We start from the raw sequence: 25,561 nt of genomic DNA, 5'->3' as shown, positions 1-25,561 counted from the left end.
TGAAAGGTTTGTCCGTATGGGTCGACTATTCGGCACCGACGGTGTCCGCGGGGTCGCCAATCGTGAGTTGACCGCGGAGTTGGCCCTGGCGCTGGGCGCCGCGGCCGCGCGGCATCTGACAAACTCGGGCGCTCCCGGCCGGCGGGTCGCCGTCATCGGCCGCGACCCGCGGGCCAGCGGAGAAATGCTGGAGGCCGCCGTGATTGCCGGCCTGACCAGCGAAGGCGTTGACGCGTTGCGGGTCGGCGTGCTGCCGACGCCCGCGGTGGCGTATCTGACCGGCGCCTATGACGCGGACTTCGGGATCATGATTTCGGCGTCGCACAACCCGATGCCCGACAACGGCATCAAAATCTTCGGTCCCGGCGGCCACAAGCTCGACGACGACACCGAGGACCAGATTGAGGACTTGGTTGCGGCCGGACCCGGGCTGCGTCCGATCGGCGCGGATATCGGCCGCGTCGTCGACGCCGAGGACGCCGCCGAGCGCTACCTGCGTCAAGTGAGCAAGGCCAGCACCAACCGGCTCGAGGGTCTGACGGTGGTTGTCGATTGCGCCCATGGCGCGGCGTCATGGGTGGCCCCGGCCGCCTACCGCGCGGCAGGTGCCCGGGTGATCGCGATAAACGCCGACCCCAACGGCTTGAACATCAACGACGGTTGCGGATCGACGCACCTGGACCCGCTGCGCGCCGCCGTGCTCGCTCACCGAGCCGATCTCGGACTCGCGCATGACGGCGACGCCGACCGCTGCCTGGCCGTCGACGCCGACGGCGAGCTCGTCGACGGCGACGCGATCATGGTGGTCCTTGCGCTGGCCATGAAAGACGCCGGCGAGCTGGTCTCCGACACGTTGGTGACCACGGTGATGAGCAACCTCGGCCTGCACCTGGCCATGCGCTCGGCCGGTGTCTCGGTGCGCACCACCGGTGTCGGCGACCGCTATGTGCTGGAGGAGTTGCGGGCCGGCGATTACAGCCTGGGTGGCGAGCAATCCGGCCACATCGTGATGCCGGCGCTGGGCTCGACCGGCGACGGAATCGTGACCGGGCTGCGGTTGATGACGCGCATGGTGCAGACCGGTTCGTCGCTGGCCACGCTGGCCTCGGCAATGCAGACGCTGCCCCAGGTGCTGATCAACGTCGAGGTCGCCGACAAGGCCACCGCCGCCGTGGCGCCGACGGTCCAGACGGCGGTCGACGAGGCCGAGGCGGAGCTGGGTGACACCGGCCGAATCTTGTTGCGCCCCTCGGGAACCGAGCCCATGATCCGGGTGATGGTGGAAGCGGCCGACGAGGACGTCGCCCACCGGTTGGCCACTACGGTTGCGGACGCGGTGAGCGCCGCGCGCTGATCGGCGAAAAGCCGGAACCTCGACGCCGTATGCGGCGTCGAAGTAGGTATGAGATCCGATAGCGCCAGTATCGACGGGGTGGCGGTGTACGCGGTTGCCGACCGGTTCAACACCGCCGCCGAACTTATCGACAACGCGGTAGCCGACCACTTGGCCAGGCTGACTTTCGACGGGCCCCGGGCCGGCCGAGCGCACACCGCGCGCGGCGACGCGTTGCGCGCCGGGATGGACCGGTTGACAGACGAGTTGTCGCGATGGTCGCGCGCCGCCGTTGAGATCGCGATAGCGCTGCGAACCGGCGCCGACCGCTATGCCGACGCCGACCGGTATGCCGCGGCGCGGATCGCCTGATCATGGCGGATCGGTTGGATGTCGCCGAGCGCCTCGCTGAGGGCCGGCCTGCCGTCGACCACACAGAGAGATATGTGCGGGCTTGCCAACAGGCCGGGATCGCGGCTCCCGACCTCGAAGTCCGCGACTGCTACGAGAGCGAGGACGGACTCGATCTGCGCGCGCTCGACGGCGACTGTGCCCAGCTACGGGCAGCGGGTGTCGCGGTCACCGAAGCGCTGCGGCTGCAGCGTGCCCAGATCACCGAGCTGACGTCCGCATGGACGGGTCCGGGCGCCGAGGCCGCGGTTCGCTTTCTGCAACGGCATTGCGACGCGGCAAATGAGGTGGCCACCGAAATCCGCGCGGCGGCCCAGCGCTGCGAGTCGCTGCGAGACAACCTGTGGCAGCTGGTCGATTCAAAGGTCGCGACGGCCATCGCCATCGACGACCGTACGGTGGCGCAGCGGCCGGTGTGGCTGGCCGCGGCCGACACGGTGACGAGCGGCGTGGGCGATCGGCCGGCGGCTGAAGAAGTTCTTCGCCAACAGGTAAAGCCCTACGTGGACAACGACGTTCGCGATGACTGGCTCGCCTTCATGCGGTCGGCGCGGGCCGCGGTTGCGGCGGCCTATGACATGGTCATCGATCGGATGGCCACCGCGTCGCGCGGATACTTCGAGATTCCCGGAGATCTGGGACCCATGCGACAACCCTTGGGGCCGACGGCGACGTTGGCCTATCTCCCGCAAAATCCTGCGGCCGCGACAGCTGCCAGGCCCGCGGCCATTGCACCCGCCGCAGTGTCGCCGGCACCCGCCGCAGTGTCGCCGGCCCTGCCGCCGGATCCTGCGGCGGCGATGGCGCCGCCGCTTGGCACGACATCTGCGGTGCCGGCCGATGGTGGTGGCTTGGGTGGGATCGGGGGCACCAGTGGGCTCGGGGGCCCCAGTGGACTCGGGGGCCCCAGTGGGCTCAATGGACTCGGTGGGCTTGGGGCGCTTGCCGGCCGGATCGTGGACGCGATGGGCGGCGCGCTGGGTTCAGCGGGCGACGAGTTCGCCGGGGATCCCTTCAACGAAGAGATCGCCGATGACGACCCGAACGAAGAGGGGGCCGACGAGCCGGAGCCGGGTGAGAAGGCAGCAAAGGCGGACAAGGTAGAGGAGGCTGCTGCCGACGAACCCCAGCCGGCTGAGCAGGCCGCCGGCGTCGCCGTGCCGCGGGTTGCCGAGCCGCCGCCGACAGGCGAGGTGCCGGCCGCTGAGCCGCCGGCCGCCGAACCGCTGCCGGTCGCCCAGCCGGGCCAGCCGGATCCTCCGGTCAAGGGATCGACTCCGTGTGAGATCGCCGCGGATGAACTTCCCAAGGCGGGGCAATGACGGGTCAGCAGGTCCGCAGCGCCAGCAGCTCCTCGACATACCGCACAGCCTCGCCGCCATCAGCGGTGACCGGCCTGACCAACAGCGTGGTCACACCCGCCTCGGCGTACGCGGCCAGCCGGTCGGCTATGAACCCGCGTGGGCCGATCAGCGACATGCCGCGCACCAACTCGTCGGGCACCGTCTCGATGGCCTCACGCTTGCGGCCGGAAAGGTAGAGCTTCTGAATCCGATCAGCGACAGCGCCGAACCCGTACCGGGTGGCCAAGCTGTGGTAGAAGTTGCGGCCCTCGGCGCCCATCCCGCCGAGGTAGAGGGCCAGCTGCGGTTTGGTCCATGCCAGCCGGTCCTCGACGCCCTCGCCGATGGCCAGCGACGTGCCCACCATCACGTCCAGCGAACCCAGCGCGGCATCGCGTTTGGCGGCGCCGGCCGCCAGCGCCTCGCCCCACACCATCCCGGCCTTATCCGGGTAGAAGAAGGCCGGCTGCCAGCCCTCGGCGATCTCCGCGGTCAGCTCGACGTTCTTGGGGCCCAGCGCCGCTATCGATATCGGAATACGTTGGCGCACCGGATGATTGATGAGTTGCAGCGCTTTGCCCAACCCTGTCCCGCGATCTGGCGGCAGCGGGATCTGGTAGTGCTTGCCGTCGTAGCGCACCCGTTCGCGACGCCACACCTGCCGGCAGATCTCCACGACTTCGCGGGTCCGGCCCAGCGGGGCGTCGAACTCCACACCGTGGAACCCCTCCATGACCTGCGGTCCGGAGGTGCCAATCCCGAGATGGAATCGCCCGCCGGAGACGAAATCCAGACCCGCGGCGGTCATCGCCAGCAGCGAGGGCGTGCGGATGTAGATGGGAAGCACACCGGAGGCCAACTCGACGCGGGTTGTCTTGGCCGCCAGATACCCCAACTGGCTGATCGCGTCGTAGGAATACGCTTCGGCCACCACGGCGATGTCGATGCCGGATTTCTCGAGTTCGACGACGCGCTCGACGGCTTCGTGGAATCCACCGGAGTAGTCGAGCGCGACCCCGATACGCATCACTTCAGCAGCGCCACGATCTTTTCTTCGGGTGTGACCGGCTCCGCCTCGGGGTCCGGTGTGTCGGTCTTGGGCAGCCGCGCCTCGGGATCGGCGAACTCCCGATAGGTCTTGTCGCCGCTCAGCGTGTAGAGCAGATACCCGGTCAACAGCGCGCGCACCGCACGCTGGGTCTTGCGGTGCGGGCCGGGCAGACCCACCACCTGCGTCAGTCGCCGGCCCTCCACGAGCCCGCCTGCTTCGGCCTTGCTGACGATGCGCAGCGTGGCGCTGTCCCAGACACGCGACAGCGTGAGGGCATTGGAGTTCAGCGTGGTGGGATCTCCGGGCGCGGTCAGGATCAGCCCCGGGACGTCCAGGGTGGCCGCCGGTTGCTCGGCCGGGGGAGCGGTCACCGTGGGAAATATCGCCGCCACCGCGGCCGGCTTGCTGGGCATACCCGCCGCGGCGAACACCGCCGCCGAACCGCCGAAGCCGTGGCCGGCCAGCCCCAGCTTGGCGGGGTGCACGCTGATATTGCCCGGTCCCAGTCGCACGCCCGCCAGGATGTCGAGCGCGACGCCCAGGTCGAAGGCCAGGTTGAGCGCCGATGGCGCCAGCCCGCGGTGGGTGTCGGGAGCCCCGGCCACGATGCCCCACGACGCCAGATGCTCGAGCAGCCCCGAATACCGCGCGGCGCCGGTGAGCCAGTCGTGGCCGAAGGCGACGCCGGGCAGGTTCAGCCCGGACTCTGGGGTGTACACCACTCCGGGGAGGCCGGCAAAGGCCAGGTCACCGCGCAAAACCCGGTGTGGACCACGACGGCTGAGGGCGGCGAAGAGCTTGCGGGTGCGGGCCACCCGTCGACGTTAGCGGTGACTCGGCGGATGGGTCCAGTGGGTCCACCCGGCGCCGTCCCAATAGCGCTGCCCCGGAAAACCGGACGGGTCGGCGTACCAGCCCGGGGGCACAGGCGCCGGCAACGGCGCCGGCACAGCCGCCGGTATGGCCGCTGCCCGCGGCTGCCCCGCCATGGCGCGCAGCCTGCGCATCGCACTCATATTGGAAAACAGCGCTATCCAGTTCATCACCAGGATCGACACCAGGCTCCACCACCCGGCGAGCAGGTTCTGGGTTTGCGCGCGGCGGTATGCCGCTTCGCATTGCTGCAGTGTCCCGGTGACCGTATAGCTGCGCTGCTGCCAGAAGATCACCGCACCGATGTGCTCGATCAGCCTCAGCTGGAAAACTTCGGCTGAAGCGGGATAGCCGGACGAGCCGGACGGCTGATACGGATACGACAAAGCGGGCCTTTCGCGCAGGTGAGCAGGTAAACGATACCGTCGGCTCCGTTGTCGGGCTCGCGGCTGCACTACCCTGTTCAGAATGTGCGGAATTGTCGGCTACGTCGGGCAGCGCCCTGCCTGCGACGTCGTCATGGACGCGCTGCGCCGCATGGAGTACCGCGGCTACGACTCGTCGGGCATCGCATTGGTCGACGACAGCGGTCATCTCACCGTGCGCCGCCGCGCCGGCCGGCTGGCCAACCTGGAGGCGGCCGTCGCCGACATGACGCAGGCCGAGCTGGCCGGCACCACCGGACTGGGCCACACCCGCTGGGCCACCCATGGCCGCCCCACCGACCGCAATGCGCACCCGCACCGCGACGCCGCCGGCAAGATCGCCGTCGTCCACAACGGCATCATCGAGAACTTCGCCGGCCTGCGTCAGGAGCTGGAGAGCGCCGGTGTGGAGTTCGTCAGCGACACCGACACCGAGGTCGCGGTGCACCTGGTGGCGCAAGCCTTTCACCAGGGCGAGACCGCCGGGGACTTCCCCGCGTCGGTGCTCTCGGTGCTACGCCGGCTTGAGGGCCACTTCACTCTGGTATTCGCCAACGCCGACGACCCCGGCACCATCGTGGCCGCGCGCCGCTCGACGCCGCTGGTGCTCGGGATCGGCGATGGCGAGATGTTCGTCGGCTCCGACGTGGCCGCCTTCATCGAACACACCCGCGACGCGGTCGAACTGGGCCAGGACCAGGCGGTCGTCATCACCGCCGACGGCTACCGGATCACCGATTTCCACGGCAACGACGACACCGCAAACGCCCGCGAGTTTCACATCGACTGGGACCTGGCCGCTGCCGAAAAGGGCGGCTACGAGTACTTCATGCTCAAGGAGATCGCCGAACAGCCCACCGCAGTGGCCGACACGCTGCTCGGTCACTTCGTGGGCAACCGGATCGTGCTCGACGAGCAACGGCTCTCGGATCAGGAACTGCGCGAGATTGACAAGGTCTTCGTGGTGGCCTGCGGCACGGCGTATCACTCCGGGCTGCTGGCCAAGTATGCGATCGAGCACTGGACAAGACTGCCGGTCGAAGTAGAACTGGCGAGCGAATTCCGTTATCGCGACCCGGTTTTGGACCGCAGCACCCTGGTCGTGGCGATCTCACAGTCCGGGGAAACCGCCGACACCCTGGAAGCCGTCCGGCACGCCAAGGAGCAGAAGGCCAAGGTGCTGGCGATCTGCAACACCAACGGCTCCCAGATCCCGCGCGAATGCGACGCGGTGCTCTACACCCGCGCCGGCCCGGAGATCGGCGTGGCCTCCACGAAAACCTTCCTCGCACAGGTAGCCGCCAACTACCTGCTCGGCTTGGCATTGGCGCAGGCCCGCGGCACCAAGTACCCCGACGAGGTACAGCGCGAATACCGCGAACTGGAGGCGATGCCGGACCTGGTGGCCCGCGTGATCGCCGGCGTCAAGCCGGTCGCGGACCTGGCGTACCGGTTCGCGCAGTCGTCGACGGTGCTGTTCCTGGGCCGCCACGTCGGCTACCCGGTGGCGCTGGAAGGTGCGCTCAAACTCAAGGAATTGGCGTATATGCACGCCGAGGGATTCGCCGCCGGGGAACTCAAGCACGGCCCGATCGCGCTGATCGAGGACGACCTGCCGGTGATCGTCGTGATGCCCTCACCCAAGGGATCGGCCACGCTGCACGCCAAGCTGATGTCCAACATCCGCGAGATCCAGACCCGCGGCGCGGTGACCATCGTGATCGCCGAGGAGGGCGACGAAACCGTGCGGCCCTACGCCGACCACCTCATCGAAATCCCAGCGGTATCAACGCTTTTGCAGCCGCTGCTGTCGACCATTCCGCTGCAGGTGTTCGCCGCTTCGGTGGCCCGGGCCCGCGGCTATGACGTCGACAAACCACGAAACCTGGCCAAGTCCGTCACCGTCGAATAAGTGGGCACACGCGGGCGCAGGTTCGGCATCATCGGTGTCGTCGTCTTCTTTACGGCATACATCGGCTCGATCGTGCTGTACGTCAACAGCGGAATGGGTCACCCGCACCAAATCACCGACGGTGCGCCGTCGGGCGACGGCACAAAAGTGACCGTCGACATCGAAGACATCCAATCCAACAGCGGCGTGCTCAGCGCCAACCTCACCGTCACCCCCGGGCCCATGCTGCTGGACCGGCAAACCGGCACTCTCAAAGACGACCTCACCGTGGTGGCCAGCTCGGTGCTACTGGCCAGCAAGCGCACCTGGGCCAGGGGCACCCTGCCCGACGTCTTCCGGGTCTCCATCAGCCTGTCCGGTGACGTCGCGAATTGGCCTTTCGACACCTACCAGTCCGGGCCGATCAACGTCCAACTCTTCTCCGGCGCTTCGCAAGTGCCCGAACCGGCGACGGTGACCCTGGTCGACCGGCTGCTCGGCTGGAAGATCGAGGTGGCCCGCGTGGACAAAGGCAGCGCCTACGCACCCTACCGGCTGGAACTGTACCGATCGCAGAGCACCGCGGCCTTTGCCGTGCTGATCCTCGGTGTGCTCATTGCGCTTGCCGCCCTTGCCCTTTTCGTCGCGGTGCAGACGGTGCGGGACCGGCGAAAGTTCCAGCCGCCGATGACGACGTGGTATGCCGCGATGCTGTTCGCGGTGATGCCGCTGCGCAATGCGCTGCCGGACTCGCCGCCGTTCGGCAGCTGGATGGATGTCACGATTGTGCTCTGGGTGATCGTCGTGTTGGCGATCTCGTTGGTGCTCTACATCTCGTGCTGGTGGCGGCACCTCAAACCCGAGGGGGAGAGCCGCCGCTCATGAAACTGGGCATTGCCGGTCTGCTGCTGTTCATCCTGGATCGACATCCGGGTGGTGCTGTGGGTGGTCGTCGTGCTGGTGTACATCACCTGCTGGTGGCGGCATACCGCACCAGACCAGCATTGAGCTGTACGGCGCGACGGCGGCCGTGCGAGAGTTGAGGGCGTGGCAAAGTCGGCGCGACTGCGCGGGTGGGCGCTCGCGATCTGGCATTTCGTCAGCAGCGCGCCGCTGACCTATCTCTGGCTGTGCGGGTTGGTAGCCACGACCATTGCTCAACACGTGCTCACCGGCTACCAATTGCACACGGTGCTACTGCATCGGTCCACCAACATCCACGCCCTGGCAACCGATCCGCTGGGCGTGCTGTTCTCCAGCCTGCTGTGGATCGACGGCCGGAGTCTGGAACCCTACCTGTTGTTGTTCACCCTGTTTCTCGCACCGGCCGAGCAATGGCTGGGCCACTTACGTTGGCTCACTGTGGGTTTGACGTCCCACATCGTTGCCACCTACGCCAGCGAAGGTCTGCTGTATCTGGCTATCGAACTGCATGACGCGTCGGAAAGGTTTGTGCGCGCGCACGATATCGGGGTCAGCTACTTTCTGGTCGGGGTGATGGGGGTGCTCACCTATCACATCGCGCGACCGTGGCGTTGGATCTATCTTGCAGTGCTGTTCATCGTCTTTGGGTTTCCGGTGATCGCCATGGACCGCATCGAGCTGAGCTTCACCGCGATCGGTCACTTCGCCGCGCTGCTGATCGGACTGGCCTTCTATCCCATGGCCCGAGAACGCAGATCCCCGTCGTTGAGTCCAGCGCGAATCAGAGCCGCTTTACAGCGGTCCGGTTCGCCGGAGGCGTCTACCTGACGTAGCGCGGTGGGCATGCAATGGTGGACTCCGTGGAAAAGCCCTCCGGCCACCTGCGCCCGACGGCCTGGCTGGCCGCGGCACTGCGTTTCGTGGCCAGTGCCCCGCTGACATACCTGTGGGTGACCGTTCTGCTGGTCACCACGATCATTGCCCGTCACCTGACCAGGCGGCAGTACCACACCGTGGTCGTCGACGGTTCCACCAACATCCACGATTTGAGCAGGGATCCGCTCGATGTGCTCTTCTACAGCCTGCTGTGGATCGACGGCCGCTACTGGACGCCGTATCTGGTGCTGTTCACCCTCTTCCTTGCCCCGGCCGAGCAGTGGCTGGGCCAATTGCGTTGGCTCACAGTCGGATTGACCTCTCACATCGCCGCCACCTATATCAGCGAAGGACTGCTGTATTTGGCGATCCAGCATCACCTGGAACCGCAGCGGCTGGTCCACGCCCGCGACATCGGGGTCAGTTACTTCCTGGTGGGAGTGACGGCCGTGCTTGCGTACCGAATACCGCCGCCGTGGCGATGGGCCTACCTGGCCGTACTGATCACGACCTTTGCCGTGCCGCTGATCATCAAGCTGAACTTCACCGCGATCGGGCACTTCTCGGCGATATTCATCGGATTGTGTTTCTATCCGATGGCCCGAAATCGCCGACCAGCGCCTAGCCCCGGGTAGCCGCGGGACACGTAGTGTCAGGCACATGCGCCACTACTACTCGGCCGAGGTGATCCGCGAAGCCGAGGCCCCACTGCTGGCCAGTCTGCCCGAGGGCGCGCTGATGAGGCGGGCGGCTTTCGGCCTGGCCAGCCAGATCATCGGGGAGCTGACCGCGCGAACCGGCGGGGTGGCCGGGCGCCGGGTCTGCGCGGTCGTCGGATCCGGTGACAACGGCGGCGACGCGCTGTGGGCGGCCACGTTCCTGCGTCGCCGCGGTGCGGCCGCCGACGCGGTACTGCTCAAACCCGAACACACCCACCGCAACGGGCTGGCCGCTTTCCGCAAGGTCGGTGGCCGGGTAGTCGAAAGAGTCTCGGCAGCAACGGATCTCGTCATCGACGGCGTGGTCGGCATCTCGGGCTCGGGCCCGCTGCGGCCGGCGGCGGCCGAGGTATTCGACGCCGCGGCCGGCATTCCGGTGGTTGCCGTCGACATCCCCAGCGGCATCGACGTGGCGACCGGGGCGATCACCGGCCCCGCCGTCCATGCCGCACTGACCGTCACCTTCGGCGGGCTCAAACCCGTGCATGCGCTCGCCGATTGCGGCCGGGTCAAGTTGGTCGATATCGGGCTGGATCTGCCTGACACGGACGTGTTGGGGTTCGAGGCCGCCGACGTTGCCGCGCGCTGGCCGGTGCCGGGCGCCCGCGACGACAAATACACCCAGGGTGTGACGGGCGTGCTGGCCGGCTCGTCGACCTACCCGGGCGCGGCCGTGCTGTGTACCGGCGCTGCCGTCGCGGCCACCTCCGGGATGGTCCGCTACGCCGGAAGTGCCCACGCCGAGGTGCTTTCGCATTGGCCCGAGGTCATCGCGTCACCGACGCCGGCGGCGGCCGGGCGGGTGCAGTCCTGGGTGGTCGGGCCCGGGCTGGGCACCGACGAAGCGGGGGCTGCGGCGTTGTGGTTCGCGCTGGAAACCGACCTGCCGGTGATCGTCGATGCCGACGGCCTGACCATGCTGGCGGCCCATCCCGACCTGGTGGCCAACCGCGACGCGCCTACCGTGCTGACGCCGCACGCCGGTGAATTCGCCCGGCTGGCCGGATCGCCGCCCGGCGACGACCGCGTCGGCGCCTGCCGCCGACTGGCCGACGCGGTCGGCGCGACCGTGCTACTCAAGGGCAACGTCACCGTCATCGCCGACCCCGGCGGCCCCGTCTATCTGAATCCCGCCGGACAGGCCTGGGCGGCCACCGCCGGATCCGGCGACGTGCTGTCCGGGATGATCGGCGCGCTGCTGGCCTCCGGGGTGCCGGCCGCCGAGGCGGCCGCCATGGCCGCGTTCGCCCACGCCCGAGCCGCGGCGCTGTCGGCGGCCGCCCCGGGGCCCGGCGAGGCGCCCACGTCGTCGTCGCGAATCCTGCACCACATCCGGGCCGCCCTGGCCACCATCTAGCCGAAAGGATCCGTTGTGCCACAACACCATCCGTCTGTGCCCGCGCATTCGATCGCCCCGGCCTACACCGGTCGCATGTTCACCGCACCGGTGCCGGCATTGCGGCTGCCGGATGAGTCGATGGATCCCGAAGCCGCCTACCGGTTCATTCACGACGAACTGATGCTCGACGGCAGCTCACGGCTGAACCTGGCCACCTTCGTCACCACCTGGATGGACCCCCAGGCCGGGCGGCTGATGGCCGAAACGTTCGACAAGAACATGATCGACAAGGACGAATACCCCGCGACCGCGGCCATCGAGCAGCGCTGCGTGGCCATGGTGGCCGACCTGTTCCACGCCGAACACCTGCGCGACGACGACCCGTCCAGCGCCGTCGGGGTCTCGACGATCGGGTCGAGCGAGGCGGTGATGCTAGGCGGGCTGGCGCTGAAATGGCGGTGGCGCGAGAAGGTCGGTTCCAACAAGGAAAGCTGGGAGAAGCGCACGCCCAACCTGGTGATGGGCTCCAACGTCCAGGTGGTGTGGGAAAAGTTCTGCCGCTACTTCGATGTCGAGCCCCGCTACCTGCCGATGGAAGAGGGCCGCTACGTCATCACCCCCGAACAGGTGGTGGACGCCGTCGACGAGAACACCATCGGCGTGGTGGGGATCCTGGGCACCACCTACACCGGCGAACTCGAGCCCATCGCCGAGATCTGCGCGGCGCTGGACAAGCTTGCCGCGAGCGGCGGGGTAGACGTCCCGGTGCACGTCGACGCCGCCAGCGGTGGTTTCGTGGTGCCGTTCCTGCATCCCGAGCTGGTTTGGGATTTCCGGCTGCCCAGGGTGGTGTCGATCAACGTCAGCGGGCACAAGTACGGGCTGACCTATCCCGGCGTCGGGTTCGTGGTGTGGCGCAGCGCCGAGTACCTGCCCGACGATCTGGTCTTCCGGGTGAACTACCTGGGCGGCGATATGCCGACGTTCACGCTGAACTTCTCCCGCCCGGGCAACCAGGTGGTCGGCCAGTACTACAACTTCCTGCGGCTGGGCCGCGACGGCTATACCAAGGTCATGCAGGCCCTGTCGCAGACCGCGCGGTGGCTGGCGGAGCAGTTGCGCACCGGAGACCATTGCGAGCTCATCTCGGACGGCTCGGCGATCCCGGTGGTCAGCTTCCGCCTCGCCAGGGATCGCGGGTACACCGAGTTCGACGTGTCCCACGAGTTGCGGACTTTCGGCTGGCAGGTGCCTGCCTACACCATGCCCGACAACGCCACCGACGTGTCGGTGCTGCGCATCGTGGTGCGCGAAGGACTATCTGCCGACCTGGCCAGGGCCCTGCACGACGACGCCGTCACCGCGCTGAGCACGCTCGACAAGCTCAAGCCGGGCGGACACTATGAGGCTCAGCACTTCGCGCACTGACGATCGCGGTTTGTGCTCGGACCGCGGGGGTACAAGGTATCGCGAATTGCGGAACGAGAGGAGACGCTCGTGAGCCGCGCAAGCAGTGACGACCGGGACGCGGTCCAGCGGGTGAACTGGCCGGGAACCACCGCGACTTCCGCAGAATCTTCGGAATCCACCCAACTCAAAGAGGTGGAACTCGTCGAGCTGGCGCTGGAGTCCTATAGCGCCGAGATCCATCCCGCCCACGACCAGATCGATCTGCAGACTTACGGCGGCGGATTCGACCTCAGCAGGCGCGCCACCGCGCCCAAGCTACGGGTGGGCCAGGACAAGTGGTTCAACCTGCTGTGGCTGCTGCCCATCGGCTTCGCCCTGCTGGTCGCGGCGGTGGCGATCGGCAAGGGCCTGCACAACATGCCGGCGGTGCAGTCGTTCATCCAGCGCTATCCCGGCACCGACACCCGCGGTGTGCCGACCGGCATGCATGCCTGGGAGGGCTGGACCCACTTCTTCAACCTTTTCCTGATGACGTTCATCATCCGGTCGGGGATTCAGATCCTCTGCGACCACCCGCGGCTGTACTTCAGCCGCAACTGCACGCCGGGCAAGGATGAGTGGCTGCGGGTGGGCCCGCCGGTACCGGAGGGCTACTGGACCGCCAACGACGACACCGTCGCCCTGCCCGGACAGTTCGGGCTTCCGGGTTTCCGGCACTCCATCGGGCTGGCCCGCTGGTGGCATCTGGGCGCCGACGTGCTGTGGCTGGTCAACGGGTTGGTGTTCTACGTGCTGCTGTTCGTCACCGGGCAGTGGCGGCACCTGGTGCCGATGAGTTGGGACGTCTTCCCCAACGCCGCATCGGTCGCGATTCAGTACCTGTCGCTGGACTGGCCGACCAACGACAACGGCTGGATCGCCTACAACGGTCTGCAGTTGCTGGCCTACTTCACGGTGGTGTTCATCGCGGCGCCGGCCGCGCTGATCACCGGTCTGGGCATGTCCCCGGCGCTGTCGATGCGCCTCACCGTGATCAGCAAGCGGCTCAGCATTCAAGTCGCGCGCTCGCTGCACTTCCTGGTGCTGGTGTTCTTCGTTTTCTTCATCCTCGTGCACGTCACGCTGGTGTTTGCCACCGCCGCGCTGCGCAACCTCAACCACATGTTCGCCACCCGCGACGACGCCAGTTGGGTGGGCTTCGTGGTCTTTGCCGTGGCGATGGTGATAACGGTGGTGGGCTGGGTGGCGGCCACCCCGCTCACCATCCGGCACCCCCGCGTCGTGCAGCGCACCGGGGACGCGCTGATCGGGCCGCTGCAACGGTTGCTGGAACGGATGAATCCGGAGCCGGGCGCGTTCACCGAGAAGGACATCTCGCCGTACTTCTGGCACAACGGCCGTTTACCGGACAGCGTCGAGTACAAGGAGCTGGAGAACAGCGGCTTTCGCGATTGGCGGTTGCGGGTCTACGGTCTCGTCGAAAATCCGACCGACTTCTCACTCGAGCAGTTGAAGGCGCTGGGCTACCACGAGCAGATCACCCAGCACTTCTGCATTCAGGCCTGGTCGGGTGTCGCCAAATGGGGCGGGGTGTCCATGCAGGCCATCATGGACATCGTCAAACCGTTGCCGCAAGCCAAATGGGTGGCGTTCTACTCGTTGGGCCTGGGCGCCACCGGCGGGATCTACTACAACGTGCACCCCATCGATCAGATGAGCCACCATCTGAGCATGCTGGCCTACGACATGAACGGCGAACCGCTGAGCTACGGCCACGGCGCGCCGCTGCGGCTGCGCAACGAACTCCAGCATGGCTTCAAGCAGGTCAAGTGGATCAAAGGCATCGAGTTTCTGGCCCACTACTCCGAGATAGGCAGCGGTTACGGCGGCTACAGCGAGGACCACAAGTACTTCGGGCGCCACCAGACCATCTGAACGTTCTGGGACAATGGCGGCCATGAAGGGGTGGGCCGTTACGCCGCTATCGCTGACACCGGGAGTCCTCGCCGAGGCCGTGGTGGATCTCGATGCAATCGCGCACAACGTGCGGGTGTTGCGCGAGCACGCCGGCAATGCCGGGGTCATGGCCGTGGTCAAGGCCGACGGCTATGGCCATGGTGCGGTTCGGGTCGCCCACACCGCGCTGGCCGCCGGAGCCGCCGAACTCGGTGTGGCCACCGTCGACGAGGCGCTGGCCTTACGCGCCGACGGCATCACCGCGCCGGTGCTGGCCTGGCTGCACCCGCCCGGCCTGGACTTCGCGCCTGCCCTGCTGGGCAATGTGGAGATCGCCGTGTCGTCGGTGCGCCAACTCGACGAGGTGCTGGACGCGGCACGACGGACCGGCCGCGCGGCAACGGTGACCGTCAAGGTCGACACCGGGCTCAACCGCAACGGCGTGAGCCCGGACCAGTACCCGGCGATGCTGGCCGCGCTGCGCCAGGCCGTCGCCGAGGAAGCGATCCGGTTGCGCGCCCTGATGTCGCACATGGTTTTCGCCGACAAACCCGACGATCCGATCAACGACCTTCAGGCCGCGCGATTCCGCGACCTGCTGGCCCAGGCCCGCGAGCAAGGGGTGAGCTTCGAGCTGGCGCACCTGTCGAATTCGTCGGCCACCATGACCCGGCCCGATCTGGCCTTCGACCTGGTGCGCCCGGGTATCGCCGTGTACGGGCTGAGCCCGGTCCCTAAGCTGGGCGACATGGGTCTGGTGCCGGCGATGACCGTGAAATGTGCTGTTGCGCTGGTGAAGTCGATTCGCGCCGGCGAGGGCGTGTCGTACGCTCACACCTGGGTCGCGCCACGCGACACCAACCTGGCGCTGATCCCGGTGGGCTACGCCGACGGCGTGGTCCGCGCGTTGGGCGGGCGGCTGGAGGTGTTGATCAACGGCCGGCGCCGGCCCGGCGTCGGGCGGATCTGCATGGACCAGTTCGTCGTCGACCTGGGGCCCGGGCCGCTCGACGTGGCCGAAGGCGACGAGGCGATCCTGTTCGGGCCCGGCAATAGCGGCGAGCCCACCGCGCAGGACTGGGCCGATCTCCTGGGCACCATCCACTACGAAGTGGTCACCGGTCCGCGGGGACGCATCGTCAGAAGCTATCGCGAGGCTGAAGGACCCGAACGACCTTGAGTGACAGCGAAACCCGTAAACGCCAGAAGGCCTGGCTTGCGGGCGGCGCCGGGCTGACTGCGGTCGCCACCCTGGTAGGAGCCTCGGCCCGCCGGTCGATGGCCGACCGCGCCCTGCTCGAAGATCCCTGGGCCGATGAGGATTTCGATCGACTCGACAGCGATCGCAGCCAGGAAGTGGTGACCACCGACGGCGTTACGTTGACGGTGCGCGAGGCCGGCCCGGTGGATGCGCCGCTGACCGTGGTGTTCGCCCACGGATTCTGTCTACGCATGGGCGCCTTCCACTTTCAGCGGATAAGGCTGGCCGAGCGATGGGGTTCGGACGTGCGCATGGTCTTCTACGACCAGCGCGGACACGGCCAGTCCGGGGAAGGCGCCCCGGAGTCCTACACCCTGACCCAGCTCGGCCAGGATCTGGAAGCCGTCGTGCAGGCAGCCGCGCCGCGCGGGCTGATCGTGTTGGTCGGCCACTCGATGGGCGGCATGACCGTGCTGTCGCATGCCCGCCAATTCCCGGAGCAGTACGGCCAGCGGATCATCGGCGCTGCGTTGATTTCCTCGGCCGCCGAAGGGGTTACCCGCTCGCCGCTGGGTGAGTTTCTGAAGAACCCGGCCCTGGACGCCGTGCGCTTTGCGGCCAAGTCCGCGCCCAAGCTCGTGCACCGCGGCCGCAACGTGTCCCGGTCGCTGATCGGGCCGATTCTGCGTGCCGCCTCCTACAGTGACCTGCAGGTCAGCCGCAGCCTGGACGCGTTCTCGCAGCGCATGATGAACGCCACCCCGATCGCCACGCTGATGGGCTTTTTGAGCGCGCTGGAAACGCACGACGAAACGGCCGGACTGTGGACGCTGCTGCGGATCCCGACTCTGATCGCCTGCGGTGACCATGACCTGCTCACCCCCGACGAATACTCGCGAAAGATGGCCGCCTCGCTGCCGTTGTCCGAACTCGTCATCGTCGAAGGGGCCAGCCACCTGGCGCTGCTGGACAAGCCCGAGGCCATCAACGACGGGCTTATCCGGCTCGTCGAGCGGGCCGTCCCGGGCAAGATGACGTTGCGCTTGCGCCGGTTACGCGAACGGTTCCGGCGTGGATAGGCAGGGCAGCGCCACATGTGAGCGCGTGGAGGACACCGTGGCGCTGGGATCACGGCTGGGCGAACAGCTGCGCGCGGGCGACGTCGTCGTGCTTTCCGGGCCGCTCGGTGCCGGAAAAACCGTGCTGGCCAAGGGGATTGCTGCGGCGATGGATGTCGACGGTCCCGTCACCTCACCGACCTACGTGTTGGCGCGGGTGCACCCGTCGCGCCGGTCCGGGCGTCCGGCGATGATCCACGTCGACGTCTACCGGCTGCTGGATCACCGGGGTGCGGACCTACTGGGCGAACTGGACTCGCTGGACCTCGACACCGATCTGCAGGATGCGGTCGTCGTGGTGGAGTGGGGCGAGGGCCTGGCCGAGCGCCTCTCGGAGCGCCACCTCGACGTTCGGCTCGAGCGAATCAGCCACTCCGACACCAGGATTGCCACGTGGGAGTGGGGATCGTACATCGACGACGATGCAGAGCGCAGCGATGAGGAGGAGCGGTGCAAATAGGCACGATTCTCGCGCTCGACACTTCCACACCGGCGGTGACGGCGGGGATTGTCCGGCTTGAGGATTCAGCCGTGCTGGCGCAGCGGGTAACCATCGACGCCCGTGCCCACGCCGAACGGCTGACACCGAATGTGGTTGCCGCACTTGGCGATGCCGGGCTGACGATGGCCGACCTGGACGCCGTCGTGGTGGGCTGCGGTCCCGGCCCGTTCACCGGCCTGCGGGCCGGCATGGCCACCGCCGCCGCTTACGGGCATGCGCTGGACATCCCCGTGCACGGCGTGTGCAGCCTGGACGCCATCGGCGGGCAAACCAGCGGCGAGGTGCTGGTGGTCACCGATGCACGCCGTCGCGAGGTCTACTGGGCGCGCTACCGCGACGGAATTCGCACCGGCGGTCCGGGAGTCGACGCCGCGGCCGACGTCGACCCCGGCCCGGCGCGGGCGGTCGCCGGTTCTCCGGAGCATGCGGCGCTGTTCGGCCTGCCGTGCATCGAGCCGGTCTGCCCCACCCCGGCCGGCCTGGTCGCCGCGGTACCTGACTGGTCCGCGCAGCCGGCGCCGCTGGTGGCGCTGTATCTGCGCCGTCCGGACGCCAAACCCCTGGCGGAGCGCTTATGACCGCTCCCGTCGAGCCCGTCACCCTCGGCGCGCTGACCCGCGCGGACGCCGACCGCTGCGCCGAACTGGAAGCCCAGCTCTTCGACGGCGACGACCCATGGCCGGCCGTCGCATTCGAACGCGAACTGGCCAGCGTCCGCAACCACTATGTGGGCGCCCGCAGCGCGGGGCTGCTGGTCGGCTATGCCGGCATCTCGCGGCTGGGCCGCACCCCGCCTTTCGAGTACGAGGTGCACACCATCGGCGTGGACCCGGACTATCAAGGGCGGGGCATCGGCCGTCGGCTACTGGACGAACTGCTGGACTTCGCCGAGGGCGGCGTCGTCTTCTTGGAGGTCCGCACCGACAACGAGGCCGCCCTCGGCCTGTACCGCAGCGTGGGATTCGAGCAGATAGGTTTGCGCAAGCGCTACTACCGGGTCAGCGGCGCTGACGCCTACACCATGCGACGGGTACCGCAGTGACCCGCGCCGGCGACGATGCAGAACGCAGTGATGAGGAGGAGCGGCGCGGATGACCGTCATCCTGGCCATCGAAACGTCTTGTGACGAGACAGGTGTCGGGATCGCGCGCCTCGACGCTGACGGCAGCGTGACACTGCTGGCCGACGAGGTGGCGTCCAGCGTCGACGAGCACGTGCGGTTCGGCGGGGTGGTGCCCGAGATCGCCTCCCGCGCCCACTTGGAAGCCCTGGGTCCGGCGATGCGTCGCGCCTTGGCCACGGCCGGCCTGACCCAGCCCGACGTCGTCGCCGCCACCATCGGCCCCGGGTTGGCCGGCGCGCTACTGGTGGGCGTGGCCGCGGCCAAAGCGTATGCGGCCGCCTGGGGCGCGCCCTTTTACGCCGTCAACCACCTGGGCGGGCATCTGGCCGCCGACGTCTACGAGCACGGGCCGCTACCCGAATGTGTGGCGCTGCTGGTGTCCGGGGGTCACACCCACCTGCTGCACGTGCGTTCGCTGGGCGAGCCGATCGTCGAACTCGGCAGCACGGTTGACGACGCCGCGGGCGAGGCCTACGACAAGGTGGCGCGGTTACTCGGCCTCGGCTATCCCGGCGGCAGAGTGCTCGACGAGCTGGCCCGCACCGGGGATCCGCAGGCCGTCTTTTTCCCGCGCGGCATGACCGGCCCCAACGACGACCCGCACGCGTTCAGTTTCTCCGGGCTCAAGACCGCTGTGGCCCGCTACGTCGAGAGCCACCCGGACTTCCGGACCGCCGATGTCGCGGCCGGTTTCCAGGAGGCCGTCGCCGACGTGCTGACCAAGAAGGCGGTCCGGGCGGCCGTTGAGCTGGGTGTGTCTACGCTGCTGATCGCCGGGGGAGTGGCCGCCAATTCCAGGCTGCGCGAGCTGGCCACCCAACGGTGTGCCGCGGCGGGGCTGACGTTGCGAATACCCAGACCCCGGTTGTGCACCGATAACGGAGCGATGATCGCCGCGTTCGCCGCGCAACTGGTTGCCGCCGGGGCACCGCCGTCACCGCTGGATGTACCCAGCGATCCCGGTTTACCGGTGGTAACGGGACAGGTTGCCGGGAAGCAGCGGGCCCCCCTTGAGTGCTAGCACTCGCATGTATAGAGTGCTAGGTGGCAATCGGACAGCTCCTGCGCCGGCACCCGCGACGACGACGTGAGGGTTGAGAAGAATGCCATCACCTGGTAATTCGGACGGTCCCGGGGCGTGCCCCGGACCGACCGCCAACTCTAACTAGTGGAGGCTCCAAATCGTGGCGAAGGTGAACATCAAGCCACTCGAGGACAAGATTCTCGTGCAGGCCAACGAGGCCGAGACCACGACCGCGTCCGGTCTGGTCATCCCCGACACCGCCAAGGAGAAGCCCCAGGAGGGCACCGTCGTCGCAGTCGGCCCCGGCCGGTGGGACGAGGACGGCGAGAAGCGGATCCCGCTGGACGTTGCCGAGGGTGACACCGTCATCTACAGCAAGTACGGCGGCACCGAGATCAAGTACGGCGGCGAGGAATACCTGATCCTGTCGGCACGCGACGTGCTGGCTGTCGTTTCCAAGTAACCCGTGTCCCGCCCCGGCGATCCCCGTGTTGAACCGCGGGTGATTTCCGGGGCGGCTCGCGTTGAAGGGGATCCTTAATGAGCAAACTTATCGAGTACGACGAAACCGCGCGTCGTGCCATGGAGGCGGGCATGGACAAGCTCGCCGACACGGTGCGGGTGACGCTGGGGCCGCGCGGCCGGCACGTGGTGCTGGCCAAGTCATTCGGCGGGCCGACCGTGACCAACGACGGCGTCACCGTGGCCCGCGAGATCGACCTGGAAGACCCGTTCGAGAACCTCGGTGCCCAGCTGGTGAAGTCGGTGGCCACCAAGACCAACGACGTCGCCGGCGACGGCACCACCACCGCGACCGTGCTGGCGCAAGCGCTGGTGAAGGGCGGGCTGCGGCTGGTCGCGGCCGGGGTCAACCCGATCGCGCTCGGCGCGGGGATCGCCAAGGCCGCCGACGCGGTGTCCGAGGCACTGCTGGCCGCGGCCACGCCGGTGTCCGGCAAAGAGGCAATCGCCCAGGTGGCGACGGTCTCCTCGCGTGACGAGCAGATCGGCGAGTTGGTCGGCGAGGCGATGAGCAAGGTCGGCCACGACGGCGTGGTGAGCGTCGAGGAGTCGTCGACACTGAGCACCGAGCTGGAGTTCACCGAGGGCATCGGCTGGGACAAGGGCTTCCTGTCCGCGTACTTCGTCACCGATTTCGACTCCCAGCAGGCCATGCTCGAGGACCCGCTGATTCTGTTGCACCAGGACAAGATCGGCTCGCTGCCCGACCTGCTGCCGCTGCTGGAGAAGGTCGCCGAGGCGGGCCGGCCGCTGGTGATCATCGCCGAGGACGTCGAGGGCGAGGCCCTGGCGACCCTGGTCGTCAACTCCATCCGCAAGACGCTGAAAGCGGTCGCGGTCAAGTCGCCGTACTTCGGCGACCGGCGCAAGGCGTTCCTGCAGGACCTGGCGGCGGTCACCGGTGCCGAGGTGGTCAACCCCGACGCCGGTCTGGTGCTGCGTGAGGTGGGCCTCGAGGTGATGGGCTCGGCGCGTCGCGTCGTGGTCACCAAGGACGACACCATCATCGTCGACGGTGGCGGCACTCCGGAGGCCGTCGCTGCGCGAGTCAACCTGCTGCGCACCGAGATCGACAACAGCGACTCGGAGTGGGATCGCGAGAAGCTGGGCGAGCGGCTGGCCAAGCTGGCCGGGGGGGTAGCCGTCATCAAGGTCGGTGCGGCCACCGAGACCGCGCTCAAGGAGCGTAAGGAAAGCGTCGAGGATGCGGTTGCGGCCGCCAAGGCGGCTGTCGAAGAGGGCACCGTCGCAGGCGGTGGCTCGGCGCTCATCCAGGCTCGCGAGGTGCTGAAGTCGCTGCGTGGCGAGCTCTCCGGCGACGAGGCCCTGGGTGTAGACGTGTTCTCCGAGGCCCTTGCCGCACCGCTGTACTGGATCGCCGCCAATGCCGGGCTGGACGGCGCGGTAGTGATCAGCAAGGTCAGCGAGCTGCCCGCTGGACACGGGCTGAACGCGAGCACCCTGAACTACGGCGACCTGGCTGCCGACGGTATCGTCGACCCGGTCAAGGTGACCCGGTCCGCGGTGCTCAACGCCTCGTCGGTGGCCCGGATGGTGCTCACCACCGAGACGGTGGTGGTCGACAAGCCTGCCCACGCAGACGACGACCATGGCCACGGCCACAGTCACGGCCACAGTCACAGCCACCATCACTAGAAGCGCTGGCAAGGAAACACCCCCGGTTTGGCGACCGGGGGTGTTTCGGTTTTACGAGGCCCTCCTCGAGAAATAAGCCAGGCACACGGATCGCGGCGGGTCGTGTGCCTGGTGTATGTGTCGCGTTGGGCTGCAACCGAAACCACCGAGCCGTCCGCGACGTGATAGACCTCCACCATGGGCGAACGCGTCACGTTCCAAAGCTCGACGGGCCCGGAACTGGCCGGGATCATCGAGGTGCCGGCGGGATCGGTGCGCGGCTGGGGCGTATTCGCGCACGGCTTCACCCTCGGTAAGGACTCGCCGGCCGCGGCGCGAATCTGCAAGCAGCTGGCCTCCGACGGCATCGGCATGCTGCGCTTCGACGCGCTGGGTCTCGGCGGATCAGCGGGCGACTGGGGTGACGGGTCGTTCACCGTGAAGGTCGACGACATCGTCAAGGCATGCGAGTTCATGGCCGACCGCGGCACCCCGGCCGACATCCTGGTCGGGCACTCGTGGGGCGGAGCCGCGGTGCTGGCCGCGGCGCGGCAGTCGCCGGGCGTGCGGTCGGTGGTTACGGTGGCGGCGCCGATTGACGTCGGGCATGTCGAGAAGCATTACGACGCGGTGGTCGACCGCTGCCTGTCCGAGGGCAGCGCCGAGTGGATGGTCGGCGGGCGCACGCTGACCCTGAAGAAGGCATTCGTCGAGGATGTCCGCGCGGCCCACCTGCACGACAAGATCAAGACCTTGCGCCTGCCGCTGCTCATCCTGCATTCGCCCACCGACAACACGGTCGGCATCCAAAACGCGACTGACATCTTCCGCTTGGCCCGCCACCCGCGCAGCTTCGTTTCGCTCGAGGGTTCCGATCACCTGCTTACCGCACGGGGCCAGGCTCATCGGGCAGGCCGCATCATCGGCGCTTGGGCCGACGCATACCTGGACGAGTGAGCCTAGAAGTGGCTGGTGAGCCGCTTCGACACCTCTTCTGCCGCGGCTTTGACTGCCGCGGCGATCGTCGGCAGCAGGTCGCCCAGGCGGGTGGTGGGGCCGGCCACGCACAGCACTCCCACCACGCGGCCGTTGATCAGGACGGGTGCGCCCACCCCGGAAACATCCGGCAGCGTCTTGCCATCGTTCAGGGCCACGCCGTCGGCCCGTACCGCCTCGAGTTCGGTTCGGACCAGTGTCCGCTGCTCGACGTCGTCGAACCGCTCGGCAAGGAAAGCCTCCCGCTCCGGTTCGGGACCAAAGGCCAAGAAGCAGCTGCCCGCGCTGGTGGGGTAAAGCGGGCGGCGCGTATGCAGCGGTGCGGAGTACCGGATCGACTGGGTTGACTCCACGGCGTCGGTATAGACGACCGAGTCCCCCACCCGCGAAGCAAGCATGACGGTCTCGTCGAAGCGCCGGTGTAGGGCCTCCATCGCCGGCCGGGCTACCGGGTCGATGCTGGGCGGTGCAGTCATGAGCAGCGCCCCGATCGCGGGACCGATCCAGTAGGTTCCCCCCTTTTCCTGCAGGTACCCGGTGGCAACGAGGCCCTTGACCAGATCGTGCACCGAGGAACGCGGTGCATCGAGCGCGGCGGTGAGTTCGGTGAGTCGGACGCCGTTACGGCCGGCCGCGACCCGTTCGAGGATCGTCGTGACGCGCGAAACCGTGCGATGTTCTTTGGCGGTCGCGCTCGCGGGTACCGCCGCTTCGTGCTCTGACATCAGGCCTTTCGTCCGGATATACGTCACCCATTCCGTTGCCGACGATACTGCCTAATCGGCCATATATCCCTATGCGAGCACTGTGTTGCCCGGATCACCTTGACCAGTGTCCGGATATGCGGAACTATATGTTCGCATATCCAATCTAATGTCCGTATATACGAACAGGAGTCACCCCGTGCGAACGCAAAGACGGGACGAGCCGCCGGCCGGCCCCTTGGCCGGGGTGCGGGTGATCGAGCTGGCCGGAGTGGTGATGGGTCCCTTGGCCGGTCAGTTACTGGGTGATCTCGGCGCTGACGTCATCAAGATCGAGACCACCGCGGGCGATGTCACCCGGCAGTACCAGCCGTGGCGCCACAAGAACATGGGCTGGATGGGACTGAACCTCAACCGCAACAAGCGCAGCGTCGTACTCGACCTGAAATCGGCAGCTGGGCGCGCCGCGCTCGAGCAGATGCTGGCCGCTGCCGATGTGTTCCTGACGAATCTGCGCCCCGCCTCGTTGGCCCGGCTCGGATTGGCTGCCGACAAGGTGACCGCCGAGTATCCGAGGCTCGTCTACGCCAGCGCACACGGCTTCCGCAGCGGCACCGCCGAGCAGAATCGCGCGGCCTACGACGACGTCGTCCAGGCGGCATCGGGAATGGTGTGGCTGAACCAGCAGAGCACCGGTACGCCTTACCTGCCGCCGACGATACTGGCCGACAAGGTGTGCGGGCTGGTGCTGACACAGTCCATCCTGGCCGCCCTGTACTACCGCGCCGAACATGGGCGCGGCCAACACGTCGAAGTCCCGATGCTCGACACCATGCTGACGTTCAACCTCGTCGAACATATCGGCGGCGCGGCCTACCAACCACCGGCCGCGGAATTCGGCTACCAGCGCGCAATGAGTCGATATCACAAGGCTTTTCGGGCTCGCGACGGCTGGATGTGCGTGCTCCCGTACGGGGACCGCAACTGGCGCGACTTCTTTGCGATCCTGGGGCGTCCCGAGTTGGCGCGCGATTGCCGGTTCCAGGACCGGGCGGCCCGGGCACGCCACGTCGACGAGCTCTATGCCCTGGTCGAGGAACTCACCGCGACCTATTCGATGGACGAGTTGCAAACCGCCTGTGATGCCCGTGGGGTCGCCGCGGCCCCAGTCAAGAGCTTGGCCGAGGCGACGGACAGCGATTACGTGCGCGACGGCGAGCTGTTCGAAATCGCCGAACACCCCAGCGAGGGCGCATACCGCGTAATCGGTTCTCCGGTGCGGTATTCGGCAACGCCGCCCACCCTGCGACGGCATTGCCCACACATCGGCGAGCACACCGCCGAAATCCTCGCCGAGTTCGGCATCACCGAGTAAACGGAAGGCAACCGCCATGGCTACCGAAGAACTTGTGCGCGTCGATCGTCATGCCGACGGCGTCGTAGTGCTCACGCTGAACGATCCGGACAGGTGCAACCCGATGTCGAAAGCGATGACGGCCCAGTGGCGTGCGGTGGTGCATGAGTTGCAAGCCGACCTTGACCTGCGTGCGGTGGTCGTCACCGGTGCGGGCCGCGCTTTCTGTGCCGGTGCCGACCTGGCCGAACTGGACGAGCTCCGTACCGCCGGCCTGCTGGAAAGCCGCCGCCGACTCACCCAGCTCTACCGCGATTGGTTGTCCGTGCGTGAGCTGCCGGTGCCGACGATCGCCGCGATCAACGGTCACGCCATCGGCGGCGGGCTGGCTTTGGCCCTGGCCTGCGAATTGCGTTATTGCGCAACGGAAGCCAAGCTCGGCTCCCCGTTCGTCAAACTGGGCCTGCACTCGGGCATGGCGACCATGGCCGAGCTGGTGGCGGCCGTCGGTACCCAACGCGCCAGCGAGCTGCTGTACACCGGCCGGCTCGTCGACGGTGCCGAGGCCGCCGACATCGGTCTCGTGTTAGCGGCATCGCCGGCCGAATATGTGTTGGATCGGGCGTTGTCGACCGCACACGCGATCGCCGAGGGTGCCCCCGCCGCGGTGCGGCTCACCCGCAGCGGGCTGCTCAACGGCCCGTTCACCGTCGAGGCGTCGCTGGCATGGGAATCGGTGGCCCAGCCGCTGACCGCCATGACCGCGGACTTCGCCGAAGGTATTGCCGCGGCCAGGCAACACCGCACACCTGCGTTCTCCGGCCGGTGACC

Annotated in this window: 25 protein-coding genes; 21 read left to right on the top strand and 4 right to left on the bottom strand. The window is 67.7% G+C overall.

The annotated features are described in order from the left end of the window. Positions 1-16 precede the first annotated feature (16 nt). Genes glmM through BST12_RS10260 form a run of 3 tightly spaced genes read left to right on the top strand, consistent with a single transcriptional unit; the run spans position 17 to position 3,066 of the window. A complete protein-coding gene (gene glmM, locus BST12_RS10270) occupies positions 17-1,354 on the top strand; it encodes a phosphoglucosamine mutase (protein ID WP_083112995.1) in 1,338 nt (445 codons plus the stop codon). 48 nt (positions 1,355-1,402) lie between these two features. Continuing rightward, a complete protein-coding gene (locus BST12_RS10265; protein WP_083112994.1) occupies positions 1,403-1,705 on the top strand; it encodes a type VII secretion target in 303 nt (100 codons plus the stop codon). Positions 1,706-1,707: 2 nt separating this feature from the next. Beyond that, positions 1,708-3,066: a hypothetical protein gene (locus BST12_RS10260; protein WP_083112993.1), complete on the top strand. Its 1,359-nt coding sequence runs from the start codon at positions 1,708-1,710 to the stop codon at positions 3,064-3,066. Positions 3,067-3,070: 4 nt separating this feature from the next. On the opposite strand, the gene BST12_RS10255 is transcribed toward BST12_RS10260, so the two are convergent. Genes BST12_RS10255 through BST12_RS10245 form a run of 3 tightly spaced genes read right to left on the bottom strand, consistent with a single transcriptional unit; the run spans position 3,071 to position 5,397 of the window. After that, positions 3,071-4,114, bottom strand: a complete 1,044-nt coding sequence (locus BST12_RS10255) for an LLM class F420-dependent oxidoreductase (RefSeq protein WP_083112992.1) — start codon at positions 4,112-4,114, stop codon at positions 3,071-3,073. Then, a complete protein-coding gene (locus BST12_RS10250; RefSeq protein ID WP_083112991.1) occupies positions 4,114-4,953 on the bottom strand; it encodes a dienelactone hydrolase family protein in 840 nt (279 codons plus the stop codon). The genes BST12_RS10255 and BST12_RS10250 overlap by 1 nt, the downstream gene beginning before the upstream one ends. A 9-nt stretch (positions 4,954-4,962) precedes the next feature. Then, positions 4,963-5,397: a DUF2510 domain-containing protein gene (locus BST12_RS10245; protein WP_245850210.1), complete on the bottom strand. Its 435-nt coding sequence runs from the start codon at positions 5,395-5,397 to the stop codon at positions 4,963-4,965. Between the two features lie 82 nt (positions 5,398-5,479). Here BST12_RS10245 and glmS point away from each other — a divergent pair, with 82 nt between their 5' ends. From glmS to BST12_RS10165, 16 genes are all read left to right on the top strand, one after another. Further along, a complete protein-coding gene (gene glmS / locus BST12_RS10240; RefSeq protein ID WP_083112990.1) occupies positions 5,480-7,348 on the top strand; it encodes a glutamine--fructose-6-phosphate transaminase (isomerizing) in 1,869 nt (622 codons plus the stop codon). Next, complete coding sequence (locus BST12_RS10235; RefSeq protein WP_245850209.1) at positions 7,349-8,212, top strand: DUF4436 domain-containing protein; 864 nt, start codon at positions 7,349-7,351, stop codon at positions 8,210-8,212. Between the two features lie 162 nt (positions 8,213-8,374). Beyond that, positions 8,375-9,079, top strand: a complete 705-nt coding sequence (locus BST12_RS10230) for a rhomboid-like protein (protein WP_139801588.1) — start codon at positions 8,375-8,377, stop codon at positions 9,077-9,079. Positions 9,080-9,099: 20 nt separating this feature from the next. Further along, entirely contained in the window at positions 9,100-9,762 is a 663-nt protein-coding gene (locus tag BST12_RS10225) for a rhomboid-like protein (protein ID WP_245850208.1), read from the top strand. Positions 9,763-9,787: 25 nt separating this feature from the next. Beyond that, a complete protein-coding gene (locus tag BST12_RS10220; RefSeq protein WP_083112989.1) occupies positions 9,788-11,203 on the top strand; it encodes an NAD(P)H-hydrate dehydratase in 1,416 nt (471 codons plus the stop codon). Between the two features lie 15 nt (positions 11,204-11,218). Then, positions 11,219-12,613, top strand: coding sequence for a glutamate decarboxylase (gene gad, locus BST12_RS10215; RefSeq protein ID WP_083112988.1), 1,395 nt, complete (start codon positions 11,219-11,221; stop codon positions 12,611-12,613). 174 nt (positions 12,614-12,787) lie between these two features. Continuing rightward, positions 12,788-14,530, top strand: a complete 1,743-nt coding sequence (locus BST12_RS10210) for a molybdopterin-dependent oxidoreductase (RefSeq protein ID WP_139801595.1) — start codon at positions 12,788-12,790, stop codon at positions 14,528-14,530. Between the two features lie 22 nt (positions 14,531-14,552). Further along, the gene (gene alr, locus BST12_RS10205) at positions 14,553-15,731 is read left to right on the top strand and encodes an alanine racemase (RefSeq protein WP_083113041.1); all 1,179 of its coding nucleotides are present in this window, start codon (positions 14,553-14,555) and stop codon (positions 15,729-15,731) included. Further along, positions 15,728-16,831, top strand: a complete 1,104-nt coding sequence (locus BST12_RS10200; RefSeq protein ID WP_083112987.1) for an alpha/beta fold hydrolase — start codon at positions 15,728-15,730, stop codon at positions 16,829-16,831. The genes alr and BST12_RS10200 overlap by 4 nt, the downstream gene beginning before the upstream one ends. Next, positions 16,824-17,330: a tRNA (adenosine(37)-N6)-threonylcarbamoyltransferase complex ATPase subunit type 1 TsaE gene (gene tsaE / locus BST12_RS10195; RefSeq protein WP_083112986.1), complete on the top strand. Its 507-nt coding sequence runs from the start codon at positions 16,824-16,826 to the stop codon at positions 17,328-17,330. The genes BST12_RS10200 and tsaE overlap by 8 nt, the downstream gene beginning before the upstream one ends. Further along, a complete protein-coding gene (gene tsaB, locus BST12_RS10190; RefSeq protein WP_083112985.1) occupies positions 17,321-17,950 on the top strand; it encodes a tRNA (adenosine(37)-N6)-threonylcarbamoyltransferase complex dimerization subunit type 1 TsaB in 630 nt (209 codons plus the stop codon). The genes tsaE and tsaB overlap by 10 nt, the downstream gene beginning before the upstream one ends. Further along, positions 17,947-18,414: a ribosomal protein S18-alanine N-acetyltransferase gene (gene rimI / locus BST12_RS10185; RefSeq protein ID WP_083112984.1), complete on the top strand. Its 468-nt coding sequence runs from the start codon at positions 17,947-17,949 to the stop codon at positions 18,412-18,414. The genes tsaB and rimI overlap by 4 nt, the downstream gene beginning before the upstream one ends. Before the next feature lie 49 nt (positions 18,415-18,463). Beyond that, on the top strand, positions 18,464-19,516 hold the full coding sequence (tsaD, locus tag BST12_RS10180) for a tRNA (adenosine(37)-N6)-threonylcarbamoyltransferase complex transferase subunit TsaD (RefSeq protein WP_083112983.1): 1,053 nt from the start codon (positions 18,464-18,466) through the stop codon (positions 19,514-19,516). A 163-nt stretch (positions 19,517-19,679) separates the two neighbouring features. Next, positions 19,680-19,982 carry a co-chaperone GroES gene (gene groES, locus BST12_RS10175; protein WP_011739140.1) on the top strand — a complete coding sequence of 101 codons (303 nt, stop codon included), beginning with the start codon at positions 19,680-19,682 and terminating at the stop codon, positions 19,980-19,982. A gap of 77 nt (positions 19,983-20,059) precedes the next feature. After that, complete coding sequence (gene groL / locus BST12_RS10170) at positions 20,060-21,697, top strand: chaperonin GroEL (RefSeq protein ID WP_083112982.1); 1,638 nt, start codon at positions 20,060-20,062, stop codon at positions 21,695-21,697. 177 nt (positions 21,698-21,874) lie between these two features. Next, the gene (locus tag BST12_RS10165; protein WP_083112981.1) at positions 21,875-22,633 is read left to right on the top strand and encodes an alpha/beta hydrolase family protein; all 759 of its coding nucleotides are present in this window, start codon (positions 21,875-21,877) and stop codon (positions 22,631-22,633) included. 2 nt (positions 22,634-22,635) lie between these two features. Here BST12_RS10165 and BST12_RS10160 read toward each other — a convergent pair whose 3' ends face one another. Then, complete coding sequence (locus BST12_RS10160; RefSeq protein WP_083113040.1) at positions 22,636-23,397, bottom strand: IclR family transcriptional regulator; 762 nt, start codon at positions 23,395-23,397, stop codon at positions 22,636-22,638. A gap of 178 nt (positions 23,398-23,575) precedes the next feature. Here BST12_RS10160 and BST12_RS10155 point away from each other — a divergent pair, with 178 nt between their 5' ends. Both BST12_RS10155 and BST12_RS10150 read left to right on the top strand, forming a co-directional pair. Continuing rightward, a complete protein-coding gene (locus tag BST12_RS10155; protein ID WP_245850207.1) occupies positions 23,576-24,751 on the top strand; it encodes a CaiB/BaiF CoA transferase family protein in 1,176 nt (391 codons plus the stop codon). 16 nt (positions 24,752-24,767) lie between these two features. Beyond that, entirely contained in the window at positions 24,768-25,559 is a 792-nt protein-coding gene (locus tag BST12_RS10150; protein WP_083112979.1) for an enoyl-CoA hydratase/isomerase family protein, read from the top strand. The last annotated feature ends 2 nt before the right edge of the window (positions 25,560-25,561 follow it).

Origin of the sequence: Mycobacterium angelicum, from assembly GCF_002086155.1 — a bacterium.
Classification (GTDB): domain Bacteria; phylum Actinomycetota; class Actinomycetes; order Mycobacteriales; family Mycobacteriaceae; genus Mycobacterium; species Mycobacterium angelicum.
The sequence above is the reverse complement of the archived record's forward strand: the minus strand, read 5'-3'. Positions and strand labels throughout refer to the sequence as shown.

Coding starts and splice junctions, on each gene's coding strand:
- rimI (WP_083112984.1), top strand. CDS start 17,947: ATGACCGCTCCCGTCGAGCCCGTCACCCTCGGCGCGCTGACCCGCGCG.
- alr (WP_083113041.1), top strand. CDS start 14,553: ATGAAGGGGTGGGCCGTTACGCCGCTATCGCTGACACCGGGAGTCCTC.
- BST12_RS10255 (WP_083112992.1), bottom strand. CDS start 4,114: ATGCGTATCGGGGTCGCGCTCGACTACTCCGGTGGATTCCACGAAGCC.
- glmS (WP_083112990.1), top strand. CDS start 5,480: ATGTGCGGAATTGTCGGCTACGTCGGGCAGCGCCCTGCCTGCGACGTC.
- BST12_RS10265 (WP_083112994.1), top strand. CDS start 1,403: ATGAGATCCGATAGCGCCAGTATCGACGGGGTGGCGGTGTACGCGGTT.
- BST12_RS10225 (WP_245850208.1), top strand. CDS start 9,100: ATGGTGGACTCCGTGGAAAAGCCCTCCGGCCACCTGCGCCCGACGGCC.
- glmM (WP_083112995.1), top strand. CDS start 17: ATGGGTCGACTATTCGGCACCGACGGTGTCCGCGGGGTCGCCAATCGT.
- BST12_RS10150 (WP_083112979.1), top strand. CDS start 24,768: ATGGCTACCGAAGAACTTGTGCGCGTCGATCGTCATGCCGACGGCGTC.
- BST12_RS10260 (WP_083112993.1), top strand. CDS start 1,708: ATGGCGGATCGGTTGGATGTCGCCGAGCGCCTCGCTGAGGGCCGGCCT.
- BST12_RS10220 (WP_083112989.1), top strand. CDS start 9,788: ATGCGCCACTACTACTCGGCCGAGGTGATCCGCGAAGCCGAGGCCCCA.
- groL (WP_083112982.1), top strand. CDS start 20,060: ATGAGCAAACTTATCGAGTACGACGAAACCGCGCGTCGTGCCATGGAG.
- BST12_RS10165 (WP_083112981.1), top strand. CDS start 21,875: ATGGGCGAACGCGTCACGTTCCAAAGCTCGACGGGCCCGGAACTGGCC.
- tsaD (WP_083112983.1), top strand. CDS start 18,464: ATGACCGTCATCCTGGCCATCGAAACGTCTTGTGACGAGACAGGTGTC.
- BST12_RS10160 (WP_083113040.1), bottom strand. CDS start 23,397: ATGTCAGAGCACGAAGCGGCGGTACCCGCGAGCGCGACCGCCAAAGAA.